The sequence below is a fragment of the Microcystis sp. M_QC_C_20170808_M3Col genome, assembly GCF_007095505.1.
Lineage (GTDB): Bacteria > Cyanobacteriota > Cyanobacteriia > Cyanobacteriales > Microcystaceae > Microcystis.
Genome location: NZ_SFBY01000239.1, coordinates 1 through 16583, shown reverse-complemented (window position 1 = coordinate 16583; position 16583 = coordinate 1). Strand labels below are relative to the sequence as shown.

Here is a 16583-nt window from a genome sequence, read left to right as displayed (position 1 = left end):
TAACCTGTTTGTGCCTAAAATTTTTGCCTGTATGGGTTTCAGCTATTTTTGAGCGTAGGTACTCTCATCGAATTTTATTTTAAGTTAATTATTTGCATAACAATTACCGAAGAGCCTTTATTTTTACCAGGATTCAGTATTATTTACACGATTCCTATCTCTTCCCTACGAGATATTTCCCTATCTGCAACTTTGCGGACAGAGGCTGATGATCAAATTGTGATTATGCCAGTCTCAAAGCTTTTAGCAAAAGGAGAGCGTCGCAAGCCAAATCCTACTTACCAAGATGATGCCATTGAAGTTTTGTGTAAGGTCTTGCACAAACGCATTCCTAAGAAAATTTTAGAACCAGATGTCGCAAGGCAGATGGTGCTCCACAGTGGAGGCGTTTTGCGAGAATTGATGCGGATTTCCAATCGATGCTGTCGAATTTGTTTACGGGAAATTCGACGTACTCCTGAGCAAACTGATTTTAAAGTTACTTCTGTTGTATTAGACGAAGCAATTAAGGATCTCCGGCTTGACTTTGAAACTACTCTGGGTAAGACAGATTACACGATTCTCAAGGAAACTTACGAGAAGTTTCTGCCAGAAGATCCTAAAGAGCAAGCTTTCCTAGATTTGCTTCATGGTTTGGATGTATTAGAGTATCGCAATAGCGAAGTTTGGTACGATGTGCATCCAATTGTGATGGATCTATTAGACCGCAAAGGACTGATCAATGCCAACAGTTAAGTCGCTCGACCTGGGCGAAGACAATGAAAAGGTATATGATGACCTGATTGTGGCAGTAGAAGCCAGTGATGAGGTGCTAAGTTTGCTGCTGGCTGTGTGCGATGAGCCACAATTGCGGGATGAGATTATCCAAAGATATGAGGCGGAACTTCAGCCAAGAATTCGTCCTTACCAAGTGACGTTATCACGGAAGGAACCGAGTTTACGCGAGGCAATTGCTGAGGTAGTGAAGAATGACTCATATTTGCAGTCAGGTGGTAGAACTGTGATAACTGTCACAGGGGCAGATCGTTTATTGTCTCGCAGATTAGGAGAAGAACGGTCAGAGAAGGAAATATTTTTTGGTTACTTGCAGTGGACAAGAGAAAGCCTACGGGAATATCCTTATCCGATTATTTTATGGTTGACCAATCCACTACTCACAGAACTAAGTCGTAAGGCTCCTGATTTTTGGAGTTGGCGTAAGGATGTATTTAGGTTTCAATCAGTGCTAAATGGACAAAATGTACAACAGGTCTTTGGTGGTCAGGGGCTTCAAGTAAGTAACCTAAATGCTCCAATTATACAAGTTGAAGATAACGTTACTCTTAACTTTGGTGGATCTCCCAACAGAAATTTACTTAGTTCGGTATACAAAAGACCTTTGCCGCCAGAGATTATTGAGTATGACTCAATTCCACTAGAAGATTTACAGCAATTAATTAATCAAACTGATCAACAACAAGGAAACGATCCGCTGTTAGGAACCCTGTATTCACAGTTAGGACGGGCTTATGCAAGTCGAGTGAAACCAGATGAAATTGAAGCATCACAGGCAACAATAGAACAGGCAATCGAGTGGTTTCAGAAAGCTACTAGAGTACAGGAAGCTCTGGGAATAATTGTTGATTTAGCGAAAAACTTATCCTGGCTGGGGTATATCTACGAATTAAAAGGAAATTATGTAGAAGCAGAACCAATTCTTCAACAAGCACTGACAATATTAGAGCAGCAGTTGGGGTCTAATCACCCTTCTGTAGCAAACACACTCCACAACTTATCAGTCAGCTATGTACTACAGGGACGCTATGCAGAAGCAAACTCCATTCTTCAACAGAAATCGTTAAGTATCCCAAATAATCTGCCCTATAGTGGAACTCCTCGATTTATTGGGCGAGAAGCTGAGTTGGCACAGTTGCATGAACAGCTTCAACGCAGTGATCGCATAGCGATTTCTGCTATTGCCGGAATGGGAGGTATTGGAAAGACCGAATTAGCATTGCAATATGCACTAAAACATTTAGGTGATGGAACTTATTCCGGTGGTATTTGCTGGGTAAGAGCGCATCAAGATATAGGAATGCAAATTTTAGCATTTGCAAGGAGCTACCTGGATTTAGAACCACCAGAAGATCTAGATTTAGTCGCGAAGGTCATATGGTGCTGGTGGCACTGGCATCAAGGAGAAGTTTTAGTCATCTTCGATGATGTTACTGACTTCAGTTCTATTAAATCTTTCTTGCCACCAACAGATCTACGATTCAAAGTTTTGCTAACAACGAGATTGCGGTTGGGAGCATCAGTGAATCAGGTATTTTTGGACGTATTACCAGATAGTGCAGCTTTGGAGTTTCTACGCTCTATCGTTGGCGATGAGCGAATTAACTATCAATTGGAGGATGCACAAGCATTGTGTGCATGGCTGGGTTATTTACCGCTAGCTTTGGAATTGGCGGCACGATATTTAGCAAGCAGACGAGATCTCTCGGTGACAAGTTTGTTAGATCGGCTACAAAGACAAAAATTGGCAGCAAAAGCCTTAGCACGACCTGAAGTTGGAATGACTGCCAATCTAAGCATAGCAGCAGCATTTGAGTTAAGTTGGCACGAGTTAAGTGAGTCGGCACAGCAGTTGGCGGGATGGCTCAGTTTGTTTGCCTTGACACCGATTCCTTGGGAATTAGTAGAAGCGTGTATATCAGAATCAGGCACAGAATCAGATGCAGAAACATTAGAGGATTTGAGGGATGAATTAATTAATCTGAATTTGCTGCGACGAATGATTGAGCAAACCTATCAGATACACCCTCTGATTCGAGAGTTCTTTGTAGCTAAGCTAGAACAGATGCCCAAGGAAGTGTCGATGAAGCAGGCTTTTTGCCGAGAAATGGTAGCAGTAGCCAAACAAATTCCTTCAATTCCTACTCGCCAATTAATTCAGACAATCGCTCCTGTCATTCCTCACATTGCCGAAGCAGCTACAACTCTGGAAACTTGGCTGACAGACGATGATTTGATTATTCCTTACATTGGGATTTCTCGATTTTATCAGGGACAAGCAGCCTATGAGCAAGCATTACCTTGGCTGGAACAATGTCTTCACATAGCAGAAACTCGATTAGGTTCTGATCATCCCTATATTGCAACTAGCTTAAATAATCTTGCCTATCTTTATCAATTACAGGGACGCTACAGCGAAGCGGAACCCTTATATCTGCGATCGCTTGCCATCTATGAGCAGCAGTTGGGCGCGGAGCATCCCGATACCGCCCAAAGCCTGAATAATCTGGCAGAATTGTATCGGTCGATGGGGCGCTATGGGGAGGCAGAACCGTTGTATGTGCGATCGCTGGCCATTCGAGAGCAGCAGTTAGGGACAGACCATCCCGATACCGCTCAAGGTTTGAATAATTTAGCTGAATTGTACCAGGCGATGGGGCGCTATGGGGAGGCAGAACCGTTGTATGTGCGATCGCTTGCCATCTATGAGCAGCAGTTGGGCGCGGAGCATCCCTATACCGCTCTCAGTCTGAATAATCTGGCAGAACTGTATCGGTCGATGGGGCGCTATGGGGAGGCAGAACCGTTGTATGTGCGATCGCTTGCCATCTATGAGCAGCAGTTAGGGGTAGACCATCCTGCCGTGTCAACTAGTTTGAATAATTTAGCAGAACTCTACAAATTACAAGGGCGCTACGCCGAAGCAGAGCCGCTGTTGTTAAGATCGCTCTCTATCAGTGAACAACTGTTGGGAAGTGACCATCCTATAACTGCTACTATCCTCAATAATTTAGCCGCACTTTACTATGAGCAAGGGAGCTATAGTGGGGCAGAAGCTTTGTATGCGCGATCACTTGCAGTTCGAGAGCAACAGTTAGGTGCAGAGCATCCTGATGTAGCAACTAGTTTGAATAATCTTGCTTATCTTTATCAGGTTCAAGGACGCTATGGTGAAGCAAAGCCATTGTTATTACGAGCACTTCAGATTTATGAAACCCAGTTGGGGAGTGATCACCCTAGTACCGCTAGTAGCCTGAATAACCTGGCAGAGTTGTATCTTGCCATGGGACGCTATGGTGAAGCTGAGCCATTGTTGTTACGAGCACTTCAGATTTATGAAGCCCAGTTGGGGAGTGATCACCCTAGTACCGCTAGTAGCCTGAATAACTTGGCAGAGTTGTATCTTGCCATGGGACGCCATGGTGAAGCTGAGCCATTGTTGCTAAGATCCCTAATGATTAGGGAACAGCTATTAGGCACAGATCATCCAGCTACTGCAATGAGTCTAAATAATTTGGCAGATCTCTATTATCACCAAAATCGATTATCGGAGGCAGAAGCTTTGCTCACAAGAGCATTGGCAATTCGTGAACGAATTTTGGGGGAAAACCATCCAGATACCTTGAATACTCAGAAACTTCTGGCACGCTTGCGACAAGGAACAGATACAAGCTCAGAGGCTGATCGAATGGATAAATTAGCTATGCCTAAAACCGATATATTAGAGGCGACGCGGCATAATAAGCCGTTAGCTAGAAATCTTAGAGAGGACTTCTGATGTCAAGCCAAAGTGGTGGAATTTCTCAATCAAATACTGGCAGTATGTCTGGTGGAATGCAAGCATCGATTGGAGACAATACCCAGCAGGTTATGCATTCTCAAACATCTCAGCCACAAGGTTTATCTAAGGAGGAGGTTCGTGAGTTACTTGATCAGCTTAAAGAAATTGTTAGGGATTCATTAATGCCAGAAAGCTTTAAGAAGAAAGCAGAAAGCCGTCTTGAATCAGTCATTCATGAAGTAGAAGAGGAAGAAACTGACAAACAATTAGTTGGGGGCAACTTAAAACGAGTTGCCGAAGTTTTTGAGGATGCTGGTAAAGCGGTTGAATCTGGGACAAACTTGTTAGGTAAAGTTCAACCTATATTTCGGAAACTGCTGGGCTGGGTAGGTTTAGCTAAAGGTTTCTTTGGTTTTTGCTAGATCCTTACTATAACTAAACTTTGAGTATGAAGTCATGTCTAACCCTAATAATGAGCCAAAACTAGAGCAAAATTCTGAGAATTCCAGTATGGGAGGAATGCAGGGGACTATTGGGACAGGCAACTTACAAAGCCAAGGTAACTTCAATACATTTCTTACAACCGTATCAAAAATCAACGGTCAAACACCTGTTATTCATGTATATCGGATTATTCGGAATCTTAATTTAAGATATGGACTGTGTCACAAAGAAGTTTATCCTAGAGTGGGAGAACTCTACGAAAAAGATTCAAAATTCAGAAGTTTAATAGATGCAGTTAATGCATACCAGAAGTGGGAGACTTGTTCTCTCAAAATAAAGCGAACTATTTTAATTATTCTGGTAGCGGCTTCATTCTTGGGGTGCTTTATTACTTTTTCTCTAATAAACAAAGAATCAGATTTTTATGTCCATTCAGGGTCAGAGTATTTTAATTTTCTTGAGGATCGTACTTTAGGATTATATGGTAAATACCATGACTATTTTAATTCTTTACCTAGTATCGAAAGAACTGGATCAGAATCTGCAACATATGGAATGCTCGTTCTTATAGGATCCATTGGTTTAATCTGGCTGCACTCTGGGCAGGACGAAAGGATGAGTCGGAAGATTGAGGAATCTCTCGAAGATTATGTGAATGAAGTTCTGTTCCCTCCTAAAAGCAGATAAACTAGGGTTAAGTGCGATCGCTGATCTTGTAGGGTGCGTTAATGAAATGTAACACGCCTTATTTTTGCTTGAACAAACGCAATTTTTCATAGTAGCCTTTAGTCAGTTACAATACTAGACAAGGTAATGATCTAAGAAAAGTCTAATCATGCTAATCCGTCAACCCCGCTATAGCAAAGAAGAATTTGCCCGACGTGGACACGAAATCTACGAGTCTCAGATACGATCACAAGTCGAGGAGGGCAATTATGGCAGGATTGTAGCTATAGATATTGAAACAGGGGCTTTTGAAGTAGCTGACGATAGCCTGAAAGCAGCTAAACAGTTATTAATACGTTTTCCTGACGCGCAGATATTCGGTATTCGGATTGGGCATCGTGCCGTCCATCGTTTTGGCTTTCGTTCCCCCAGTGTGTCGCCATGATGATGGGGAGCGTCAATTCGCGCCGAGAAGCAGTTATTCAATTCGTGGTGCTGGGGGAAAATCACCAGAGGCAAGCGATTAAAGCAGTTATTGACACTGGTTACACTGGATTTCTCACTTTACCTTCTGCTATCATCAGCAAGCTAGGATTAACGTGGTATATGCAAGAAGAAGGAATTTTGGGCGATGGAAGCCTCTTTATGTTTAACGTATTTGAGGCAACTGTAATCTGGGATGGTCAGATCAAATCTATTGAAATCAATGAGTCAGAGACAGATCCATTAGTTGGCATGGGTTTACTTGAGGGCTATGAGTTGAATATTCAGGGTTTTGCTGGAGGATTAGTGACAATTAAACCTTTGCCATAGTCTCTGGTTGAGAAAATGTAATTCTCATTTTGAAACGATTTTGCGTTGTTTCAGCGATCTAGAGATTCGTTAAAGAATTTTAACCCCTCTAGGTGCAAGGGTTTTAATGTCATGAAACCTTAAAATGAGAATTGCTGGTGGCAACCAAAGCAGATTCCTTTACGGGATTCTTTGGGAACAAAATCCCATTCTTTAGCTACTTATTAAAAACTTTGTAAATAAGATTATCTTATTTGTACTGGTGGTCTCTAGAGGTTGTCGAACGGAAAAAAATGCAGATTCAGGACAAAATCACCGAAATAGCCGCTAAAACAGCGAAAGCGATCGAACTTTCTCAAAATTATTTACTTTCTACCCAATACTCTGACGGTTACTGGTGGGCAGAATTAGAATCTAATGTCACCATCACCTCAGAAGCAATTTTACTGCACAAAATCTGGAAAACTGACAAAAATCGCCCCCTAGACAAAGCAGCCACCTATCTGCGTCAGCAACAGTGTCCTAACGGCGCTTGGGAGTTATTTTATGGGGATGGTGGCGATCTTAGCACCACTGTGGAAGCCTACATGGGGCTGCGACTATTGGGAATTCCCGTTAATGATCTTGCTTTAGAAAAAGCTAGAGAATTTATCTTAGCTAAAGGTGGCATCAGCAAAACCCGCATTTTCACCAAAATGCACCTCGCTTTGATTGGTTGTTACGATTGGCAGGGGGTTCCCTCTATCCCCGCTTGGATTATGCTACTGCCGGAAAATTTCCCTTTTACTATCTATGAAATGTCCAGTTGGGCGCGGGGAAGTACGGTTCCTTTATTAATTGTTTTTGACAAAAAACCCGTGTATAAAATCGGTTTTAATCTCGATGAACTCTATACAGAAGGGGTGAATAATGTCAAGTATGAGTTACCAAAAAATAACGATTGGGCGGATGTTTTCCTGTGGTTAGATGGGCTGTTTAAATGGGCAGAAAAAACTGATTTAGTTCCCTTCCGTCAAGAAAGTCTGAAAGCGGCGGAAAAATGGGTAATTGAACGACAGGAAGACACAGGCGATTGGGGGGGAATTATCCCAGCGATGTTAAATTCCCTATTAGCTTTAAAAGCCCTAGGTTATGATGTTTACGATCCGATTGTTGCCCGCGGTTTAAAAGCGGTGGATAATTTTGCCATTGAGACAGATAATACCTATTGTGTACAGCCCTGTGTTTCGCCGGTTTGGGATACGGCTTGGGTAATTCGATCGCTAATTGAATCCGGGCTAAATCCTGCTCATCCAGCTATGATTAAAGCGGGACAATGGTTAATCGATCAACAAATTCTTGATTATGGCGATTGGGCGATTAAAAATAAAATCGGAACCCCCGGCGGTTGGGCTTTTGAATTTGACAATCGCTGGTATCCCGATTTAGACGATTCGGCAGTGGTGGTGATGGCTTTAGAGTTAATTAAAATGCCCGATGAAAATATTAAAAAAAGCGTGATGAAACGGGCAGTTAATTGGATGGCTACTATGCAGTGTAAAGCTGGTGGTTGGGGAGCTTTTGACATCGATAACGATCAAAACTGGCTTAATTCTTTGCCCTATGCCGATCTAAAAGCAATGATCGATCCTAATACGGCTGATGTTACTGCCAGAGTTCTAGAAATGTTAGGCACTTGTGATGTTAAAATGGAGGAAAATCGAGTTAAAAAAGCTTTAGATTATCTGGAAAAAGAACAGGAAGCTGATGGTAGTTGGTTTGGTCGTTGGGGTGTAAATTATATTTATGGAACCAGTGGGGCATTATCTGCTTTGGCTTTTCTGGAACCGAATAAATATCGCCATCAATTGCAAAAAGGAGCCAATTGGTTAAGCAGTTGTCAAAATGTTGATGGTGGTTGGGGTGAAACCTGTTTTAGTTACAATAACCCTAAATTTAAAGGACAGGGAAATAGTACCGCTTCCCAAACTGCTTGGGCATTAATCGGTTTATTAGCCGTCGGGAAAGTCACCGGCAATTATCAGCGAGAAGTGATCGAAAAGGGCGTTAATTATCTTCTTATTACCCAAAAAGAAAATGGTACATGGGATGAAGATTACTTTACCGGTACAGGTTTTCCCTGTCATTTTTACCTGAAATATCATTTCTATCAGCAGTATTTTCCTCTACTGGCTTTGGGGCGTTATCGGGCTTTGATTTAGTCTGTTAACCTATGCGTTAAGACAGGAAATAAGCCTAACTGTCTAGCGCATTTTTGTGACTAACTAGGAAAAAATAAATCAGGAGATATATTTAAAAAATTGGCTAATTTTTGAATATAGATAGGAGTTAACTCTTGTAGGCCATCAAGAATGTCATCCAGGGTTGACTTGCTTTCAAAAATAGATAGCAAATCTTGCTTTTGTAGGTTTCTTTCCTCTAATATAAATTTCAACAATTCAAGTCCATAAATATCAGGTATTGGCTCTTGATTTTCCTCATGCTCATAAATTAAAGCCCCTAAAACATTTAGATATTCCCTTTCTTCTGCCGTTAATTGGGGTTTGTCTAAAAGGCGATTAATAACCTCCTGCATCATTTCTAAGTCTTCCTCATTGTGAATAGGACGAGGAGGGTATTGCTTTAATAATTCTAAGTATTTATCAGTGGCAAACATAAAGATAACTCTAATTTTATGGTTTAAATAGGGGTGACTGAAGGAGATACAAAATTTTTAGTTAATAATTTATAGTTTTCATAAGTGGGTGGGTGGAATTAAATATAAGATGAACGTAGGTTGGGTTGAAGCATGAAACCCAACGCCCGATTATGTTACGCTACCGCTAACCCATCCTACAAATAATTTTTCCTCCCTACTTATTTGGAGATTCAGAGATTTAGATCAATATTTATTGAACCACGAATCTTTTTTCCATTGGTTTTTATTATATTCAGCATGGGTTAGTACTTTTCTAATGAAAACATTTCTATGTTGAAAATCAACATAAGTTATTAGTCGATAGTTGTTGCCGCAAATGTTGAATACTATAAAATTACCCACTAAGTCAGCCGAAGAAAAATCCTGACGAATATCTTGGAAACTTTGCCATTTTGCTTGACTAACTTGCTTGTACCAATAACGTAAACCAGCCTGAGCCTCTGGATGAGTTTCCCAAAAATTTCTTAAGGTGGCTCTTGAAATAATATGCATAATTTTTTATTAATCTTTTAAGTTTTATTTTCATGACCCCTACCCTTTTGTGTTTTGTTCTTGCTTCCTAGTATAGCAAACTGCGAAGCCTCTAGTCAAGTATTTTAATTTCTCTGATAAACCGCATCCACAGGGAAACCCGTAGTTTTGCTTTTTCGGCTACGATCCTTGCATAGCAATACTTTTAAGGCTTAATGGCTTGCCCGTGAAATTCCAGTTATCTAGCTGGTTGCGGTTTATTAATATTTATTAATTAGCAGAATTTGTAATTAACTAGCTAAGTCTCTTGATAGCCGACTCAAGGCTAAAAAATTTATTTAGTAGTAATTACACTTATGCCCGATCGACTATTGCCTTTAGATACCTCACAGCTTAATAATTAAGTATAGAATAGCCAAGTCTCCAAACTACCGCTTAACCAAAACTTCTATTATCCTGATGAGAAACCTCTATTTTCTTTTGCCCGGTACTACTTCTCCTTTTGGTGGAGGTGGACTGTGGGCAGAAATGAAAACCGTCAATTTGGCTAGTCAAATTTGTAGCGCCCAGATTGTGACTTATCGTCAAAAAGAGTTAAATTATCCTTTTTTAGAGGATATACTCGCGAAAATAAGCTCGGATGACAGTATTTTTGTGGTTAGCTGGGGTTTTGATGTTCCTAAACTGGTGCAAAGATTGCGATCGCATAATATCATTTATCATGCCCATAGTACAGGTTACGGCTTCCGTTTACCCTCCCAAATACCAATTATCACCGTTAGCCGTAATACTATGGGTTATTGGGGAGAAAAAGCTCCTAATGCTTTGATTTACTATCTTCCTAATCAAATTGGCTCAGAATTTCTCAATTTAGGCTTAGAAAGAGATATCGATGTCCTAGTACAGGGGCGCAAATCCTCAAAGTATCTTCTCAATCGTCTAGTTCCCGCCCTCCGTCCCCACTGTCGCGTTAAGGTTTTAGATAGCTATGTGGAGGATTTAGTGGGATTATTCAATCGTAGTCGGGTTTATCTCTACGATTCGGCTGAATATTGGGCTGTAAACAGTTTAACGGAGGGTTTTGGCTTACCGCCCCTGGAAGCTTTAGCCTGTGGTTGTACGGTATTTTCTAGCGTCAATAGTGCCTTAGCCGATTATCTCGATCCCGGTTTCAATTGTCAAAAAATCGGGGCTTATTCCAGTCAATACGATCGGTCACGTATTCTTAATTATGCCCGTAATTTTCCCGTTAATTCTTTACCGGCTAATTTTCTCGATGATTATCATCCCGAAAAATTACTACCACGTTTTGAAACAATTTTAAGAGAAATTAATGATTTCTTTGATATTAAAAAACACTATCCGGCTGATATAAAAGGTTTAGAACCCCTGCGACTTAAAAAATTATGGATACAGAGTTCCCTCGCTAAACTTAAGAAAAAACTGTTTAAGTAGCAGTGATCTTTCCTTAATTATTCGCCAATTCAAAAATGAAACCCACAACTCCTTAAGAGTTGACAGAGAAAGACCGATCGGCTATTCAGTGATCAGTGATCAGTTATCACTGAACAGGGATATCGGGAGAAAAAAGCGTTCGACAAAAGCTCACGCCGAAGTCTGATGGCTGACCCCCCAAAAGGAAAACTTTCTACTTCACCATTAAGATAACTGCTATATAATTATTTCTAACTCTTACCCCCAGGACATTTATGAAGCGAGGAATTTACATTACCGCTAATGATCGAGTTATCGAGCAGGCGATCGCATTAATGAATAGTATTCGTTTGTACGATCCCGATTCTACCGTCATCTTGATTCCCTACGACAATAATTATCAAAAAATTGCCGATTTATTGTCCGAAAAATATGGCGTTATTCTCTATCCAGAGCTGCAATTAGTGGAAGAATTGGCACAGAAAATCTATGATATTTTTGGAGAAAAATTCTTTGCTCGTCCCAATCAATTTCGCAAGCAGGTGTGTTGGTTTGGAGAACTAGATCAATTTCTTTATATCGATACGGATATCGTAGTTTTTGAAAAAATAATAGATAATCTAAATTTCCTCGATACCTACGATTTTCTCTGCTGTGATTACCAACACAAAAAAGGGATTACTGATGTCTTTAATCCGATTGTTTTAGAACAAGGAATCTTCACGGAAAATGATCTAAGTGGAATGTTTAACGGTGGTTTTTGGGCTAGTAAAAAGAATCTTTTCTCAGAACAGGAATTATATAGTGCTTTTCAAGAATGTGCCGCTCATCCAGAATACTTTGATTTTTCTCAAAAAACCTCCGATCAACCGATTATTAATTATACCATTCTCAAACGAGTTCCCAATCGATTTAATATTGTCCGCGCTCCGGGTTGTCAAGCGGGAAATTGGGGGGGAAGTTCTCATTTTCAACGTCAGGGGAATATTTTAATCGATCCGAGATTAAATCAGCCCTTAAAATATTTACATTGGGCAGGAATTCGCATTGAACCGGGTTGTCCTTACTGGGATATCTGGAAATATTATCGTTATCTAGATGATCCTAATCCCCCCGCAGATCCGCCAGCAAGCAAACCAAAAAATCCTTTTCAGAGATTATTAGATAAAATCAAATTATAGGTTTGATTTTTCCTCTCGCACCATTAAGATAACTGCTGCAATTTAACTCCAATCCTGTTGCTCCTCGGTTTGGCGAATTTGATACACTTGTCCATGACTGTGCAGTTGTCGAGTTTTTGCCCATAAACTGACTTCATCTAACTGCCATTTTTCTAGGATTAAATCTAAATCTCTTTGGATTTCTCTTGCTCCCGGAAAGTTTTGATAACGTATGCGTAAACGAGCGCATTCAGCTAAGTTTAAATCATTGGGTTCTGATTGCAGTAGCTGATCAACAATCGGGCGATCGAGTCTTTCCTGTGGATGTTGTTGTTCTTGATTTTTACTAGCCATAATTAATCGAACCAACCGATATCGGAATCCGTTAACTCTGTGGGGGTAGGAGTGGGGGCAATATAACGGGCTAAAGTGGCCATTTCAAAGTTATAAAGACTGGGTTTCTTAGGCAATAGTTTGGTAATTGCTGACGGTTCAGGGGTGGGGGTGGAACTATTTTCTAGGGTTTTAATTTGATTATATAATTTTTCAATTAACTGTTTTTTATCAGTCAGTTCTGTTTCTGTCTTGCTTAATTGACTCGATAATTTTTCAATTAACTGTTTTTTATCAGTCAGTTCTGTTTCTGTCTTGCTTAATTGACTCGATAATTGTGCCAGCAAAGTAGTTTTTTCCGAGAGGACAGATTCTAACTGCTCGGTCTGTTGTTGTAACTGCTGTAAACTGACAGAGAGTTCCAGATGTTCTTTAAGTTCTTCTTCCAGAGAAATAACTGTTTCTTGGAGAGTTTGCTGATTTTTCTCGGTTTTTTCTAATTCTGCCGTCAAGTCGTTAATTTTTGCCTGTAGGGTGGCGTTAGTTTCCTTAGAACGTTTGGGAGAAGGAGAGGGTTGGGATTCTACCTCTTTATTAGCTTCTGTACGGATGAGATCGTTTAAATTACCTTTGGTCATAAGCTCTGCAAATAGGATATTACGATAGAATCGGATAGTGTCAAGAAATCTCTTGGTTTAGGCAATCGATAATTATTCGCCCGATATACAAGCTTGATTACGCCGGGGAATTGTTCCATAGGTTTTATTTTATAGCTTTAGGTCGATCGATCCCTGTCCATTTAAGGAATGAGAATAAATACCTAAATCTCAGTTTCGCCAGTAAGATTCTAAATTTTTCTGTAGTTAATGATACGGAATACTAAATTTGTGTCAGACTAAAGGTAGGAATTGATCGCACCTGTGGCAAGGATAAATTTATGAATATTCAAGAAAAAGCACGTCTTAATTTAACCCAAGAACGACAAGCAGAGGGAATGCTCGAAGAAAAAGTCTTAACTCGTACAGAGGAGCTTTTGGGGGAAGGGGAGGCAGGAACTGCGAAAGCACGGGTTTTATTAACTGAAAATCGTCAAGAAGAAGAAAAACTCCAAGATAAGATTTTAGAACGTTCGCTCGAAGCTATGCAATAGCCTTGAGGAGATTGGTGAAGACTGGGAATATCCACACAAGTATAGATAAATATCTGTAGAGACGTGGTTAACTGCGTCTCTATTTGAATTACCGATAACTAATCACTGTTAAACTAATCACTGTTCACACTCTGGACAGTGAAAAAATGCAGATCCGAAGAAAACACCCCAATCCTGCCGTCAAAGTTGAGAGTTTGAGTTATGTGGTGAAAGTGCCGGAGGCACAACCGCAAAATATTTTAGAAGAAATCGTTTGGCATAAAGAGATGGAAGTCGATAAATTGCGCGAACGGTTGCCTTTATTAGAATTACGCCAAAAAATAGCCAATACTGCGCCACCTTGCGACTTTTTAGCCGCCTTAAAACAGGGGAAAACCCAACCCGCTTTGATTGCCGAAGTGAAAAAAGCTTCCCCGAGCAAGGGAGTTATCCGCCAAGATTTTGATCCTGTAGCGATCGCCCGTACCTATGAACAGGGGGGAGCCACTTGTTTATCAGTCCTAACCGATAGTAAGTTTTTTCAAGGTAGTTACGAAAATCTTACCCTCGTCCGGCAAGCGGTATCTTTGCCCCTATTATGCAAAGAATTTATCCTTTATCCCTATCAAATCTACTACGCTCGCTCTAAAGGAGCCGATGCTGTCCTTTTAATTGCCGCTATTTTAAGCGATCAAGACCTAGCATATTTTGTCAAAATTGTCAAGGGTTTAGGGATGACAGCTTTGGTAGAGGTGCATAGTCTGGCCGAATTCGATCGAGTGTTAGCCATTGAGGGAATCGAACTAATCGGCATCAATAACCGCAATTTAGAGACATTTAAAGTCGATTTAGACAATACTCGCCAATTACTAGAAGCCAGGGGTGAACAGGTGCGAGAAAAAGGTATTCTGATCGTCAGCGAATCGGGATTACACCAAGCTGCAGATCTGGCGAAAGTGAAGCAAGCGGGAGCAAATGCGGTTCTAATCGGCGAATCTTTGGTAAAACTGCCCGATGCTGCCGTCGGTATCCAGAAACTCTTTGAAAATCGGGAATAGGAGTTAGGAAGTGGGGAAGTGGGGAAGTGGGGAAGTGGGGAAGTGGGGAAGTGGGGAAGTGGGGAGTGGGGAGATGGGGAAGCTATCTCATCACCCTATCACCCCAAAACCCCATCACCCCAAAACCCTATCACCCTATCTCCTGAATACTGACTCCTGACACGGCTATCTGCCGGGATATAATCAGAGTTTGCCGAATCTTAAATCATCCCCTCAGAATTGATGCGATCGAGATTTGGTTTTTTATCTTTTTGAATATAGCCCAACGAGAGAGGACGAACCATGGAAAATAAAAATATGTTGATGATTCCCGGCCCGACACCAGTGCCGGAAGCGGTATTATTGGCTATGGCTAAAGCACCTATAGGTCATCGGACGGGTGCTTTTAGCAAGGTAATCGCCGAATTAACCGAAAATCTTAAATGGTTGCATCAAACCAGTGGCGATGTTTTAATGCTAACTGCTTCGGGAACCGGTGCCATGGAAGCGGGAATTATTAATTTTCTTAGCCCCGGCGATCGAGTTTTGGTGGGGGATAATGGTAAATTTGGGGAACGTTGGGCGAAAGTGGCGAAAGCATACGGCTTAAATGTGGATGTCATTAAGGCAGAATGGGGTAAACCCCTAGATCCAGAGGCATTCACGGCTAAACTGACCGAAGACAAGGAAAAAGCCATCAAAGCGGTAATTATCACCCATTCGGAAACTTCCACCGGGGTTCTCAATGACTTGGAAAGCATTAACAAAGCGGTAAAAGACCACGGGGAAGCTTTAATTATCGTCGATGCTGTCACCAGTTTAGGAGCTTATCATATTCCCATCGATGAATGGGGTTTAGATGTGGTCGGTTCTGGTTCCCAGAAAGGTTATATGATTTCTCCCGGTTTAGGTTTTGTTTCCGTAAGTCAAAAAGCTTGGAAAGCCTACGAAACCGCCAAACTGCCCCGTTTTTATCTAGATTTGGGCAAATACAAAAAAGCCACCGATGAGGATAGTTCCCCCTTTACCCCTCCAGTTAACCTGATGTACGGTTTACAAGCTTCTCTGCAAATGATGAGAAGGGAGGGATTAGCGGCAATTTTCGCCCGTCACCAACGCTTAACCCAGATGACGCGGGCCGGTATGCGCGCCCTGGATTTGCCCCTCTACGCGGCGGATTCCTGCGCTTCCACGGCGATTACTGCGGTGGCTCCCACTCTGGTGGATGCGGAAAAAATTCGTTCGACTCTCAATAAAAAGTTCGACATCGCTGTCGCTGGTGGTCAGGATCACCTCAAGGGTAAAATCTTCCGTATCGGTCATTTAGGTTTTGCTAGTGAGCGGGATATCCTCACAGTTATCGCTGCCATTGAAGCGACTTTAATTGAGTTAGGTGTCGAAGGTGTCACCCCCGGTGCTGGTGTGGCTGCGGCTGCTTCTGTCATGGTACAGGGTTAATCTTGGGTTTGCTTTTCCCCTTCTCCCCAGAGAGGGGGATTTTGGCGGGAAAATGTACTTTATAGTTTGACATCCTCACCGCCGTAAAACGGACGGTGATTCCCAAACCTCACGATTTAGGTTTCTGCTTCTTTCCCTTGCGGGGTTTCGCACCTGCCGCCCCAGTTTTACTCTGTTCTGGTCTTATGGTCGCTCTACAGACTGACACCGCAAGTCCTGCGGCCAAAATGTTTTTACTAGCGTTAATATCTCGGTCATGGTGAGTCCCACAGCTTGGACAATCCCATTCTCGAACATTTAACGGCATTTTCTCAGCAATATACCCGCAATTACTACACCTTTTAGAACTAGGAAACCATCTATCTATTTCGATGTAATTTCTCCCATACCAACGGCATTTATAGGC

The 16583-nt window shown here is 41.5% G+C and carries 18 protein-coding genes; 13 read left to right on the top strand and 5 right to left on the bottom strand.

What is annotated here, in order from left to right; translation table 11 throughout:
* The first annotated feature begins 48 nt into the window (after nucleotides 1-48).
* The 7 genes from EWV84_RS10850 to shc all read left to right on the top strand — a co-directional run bounded on the left by EWV84_RS10850 (nucleotide 49) and on the right by shc (nucleotide 8658).
* Entirely contained in the window at nucleotides 49-735 is a 687-nt protein-coding gene (locus tag EWV84_RS10850) for a hypothetical protein (RefSeq protein WP_287078015.1), read from the top strand.
* Entirely contained in the window at nucleotides 722-4552 is a 3831-nt protein-coding gene (locus EWV84_RS10845) for a tetratricopeptide repeat protein (protein ID WP_287078014.1), read from the top strand. Before EWV84_RS10850 ends, EWV84_RS10845 begins: the two co-directional genes overlap by 14 nt.
* Nucleotides 4552-4977, top strand: coding sequence for a hypothetical protein (locus tag EWV84_RS10840; RefSeq protein WP_287078013.1), 426 nt, complete (start codon nucleotides 4552-4554; stop codon nucleotides 4975-4977). The genes EWV84_RS10845 and EWV84_RS10840 overlap by 1 nt, the downstream gene beginning before the upstream one ends.
* A gap of 34 nt (nucleotides 4978-5011) precedes the next feature.
* Nucleotides 5012-5686, top strand: coding sequence for a hypothetical protein (locus EWV84_RS10835; protein WP_287078012.1), 675 nt, complete (start codon nucleotides 5012-5014; stop codon nucleotides 5684-5686).
* A gap of 148 nt (nucleotides 5687-5834) precedes the next feature.
* Entirely contained in the window at nucleotides 5835-6110 is a 276-nt protein-coding gene (locus tag EWV84_RS10830; RefSeq protein WP_002753389.1) for a hypothetical protein, read from the top strand.
* On the top strand, nucleotides 6107-6478 hold the full coding sequence (locus tag EWV84_RS10825; RefSeq protein ID WP_286824258.1) for a clan AA aspartic protease: 372 nt from the start codon (nucleotides 6107-6109) through the stop codon (nucleotides 6476-6478). Before EWV84_RS10830 ends, EWV84_RS10825 begins: the two co-directional genes overlap by 4 nt.
* A gap of 272 nt (nucleotides 6479-6750) precedes the next feature.
* On the top strand, nucleotides 6751-8658 hold the full coding sequence (shc, locus tag EWV84_RS10820) for a squalene--hopene cyclase (protein WP_287078011.1): 1908 nt from the start codon (nucleotides 6751-6753) through the stop codon (nucleotides 8656-8658).
* A 59-nt stretch (nucleotides 8659-8717) separates the two neighbouring features.
* On the opposite strand, the gene EWV84_RS10815 is transcribed toward shc, so the two are convergent.
* Nucleotides 8718-9113, bottom strand: a complete 396-nt coding sequence (locus tag EWV84_RS10815; protein ID WP_287078010.1) for a helix-turn-helix domain-containing protein — start codon at nucleotides 9111-9113, stop codon at nucleotides 8718-8720.
* A 225-nt stretch (nucleotides 9114-9338) separates the two neighbouring features.
* A complete protein-coding gene (locus EWV84_RS10810) occupies nucleotides 9339-9647 on the bottom strand; it encodes a type II toxin-antitoxin system HigB family toxin (RefSeq protein ID WP_287078009.1) in 309 nt (102 codons plus the stop codon).
* 438 nt (nucleotides 9648-10085) lie between these two features.
* Between EWV84_RS10810 and EWV84_RS10805 the strand changes: the two genes are divergently transcribed.
* Nucleotides 10086-11081: a glycosyltransferase gene (locus tag EWV84_RS10805; protein ID WP_287078008.1), complete on the top strand. Its 996-nt coding sequence runs from the start codon at nucleotides 10086-10088 to the stop codon at nucleotides 11079-11081.
* Nucleotides 11082-11335: 254 nt separating this feature from the next.
* A complete protein-coding gene (locus EWV84_RS10800; RefSeq protein WP_287078007.1) occupies nucleotides 11336-12241 on the top strand; it encodes an Npun_R2821/Npun_R2822 family protein in 906 nt (301 codons plus the stop codon).
* A gap of 42 nt (nucleotides 12242-12283) precedes the next feature.
* On the opposite strand, the gene EWV84_RS10795 is transcribed toward EWV84_RS10800, so the two are convergent.
* Nucleotides 12284-12574, bottom strand: a complete 291-nt coding sequence (locus tag EWV84_RS10795; protein ID WP_286824252.1) for a DUF3288 family protein — start codon at nucleotides 12572-12574, stop codon at nucleotides 12284-12286.
* A 2-nt stretch (nucleotides 12575-12576) separates the two neighbouring features.
* Nucleotides 12577-13191, bottom strand: coding sequence for a hypothetical protein (locus EWV84_RS10790; protein ID WP_287078006.1), 615 nt, complete (start codon nucleotides 13189-13191; stop codon nucleotides 12577-12579).
* Between the two features lie 299 nt (nucleotides 13192-13490).
* Here EWV84_RS10790 and EWV84_RS10785 point away from each other — a divergent pair, with 299 nt between their 5' ends.
* From EWV84_RS10785 to EWV84_RS10770, 4 genes are all read left to right on the top strand, one after another.
* Nucleotides 13491-13703, top strand: a complete 213-nt coding sequence (locus EWV84_RS10785; RefSeq protein WP_287078005.1) for a hypothetical protein — start codon at nucleotides 13491-13493, stop codon at nucleotides 13701-13703.
* Nucleotides 13704-13849: 146 nt separating this feature from the next.
* Entirely contained in the window at nucleotides 13850-14740 is an 891-nt protein-coding gene (gene trpC / locus EWV84_RS10780) for an indole-3-glycerol phosphate synthase TrpC (protein ID WP_287078004.1), read from the top strand.
* Nucleotides 14741-14758: 18 nt separating this feature from the next.
* On the top strand, nucleotides 14759-14893 hold the full coding sequence (locus tag EWV84_RS10775) for a hypothetical protein (RefSeq protein WP_287078003.1): 135 nt from the start codon (nucleotides 14759-14761) through the stop codon (nucleotides 14891-14893).
* Between the two features lie 129 nt (nucleotides 14894-15022).
* Complete coding sequence (locus EWV84_RS10770) at nucleotides 15023-16177, top strand: pyridoxal-phosphate-dependent aminotransferase family protein (protein WP_287078002.1); 1155 nt, start codon at nucleotides 15023-15025, stop codon at nucleotides 16175-16177.
* A 109-nt stretch (nucleotides 16178-16286) separates the two neighbouring features.
* Here the strand turns inward: EWV84_RS10770 and EWV84_RS10765 are convergent.
* Nucleotides 16287-16583: zinc ribbon domain-containing protein (locus EWV84_RS10765; RefSeq protein ID WP_287078001.1), on the bottom strand; the 297-nt coding region annotated here is incomplete at its 5' end.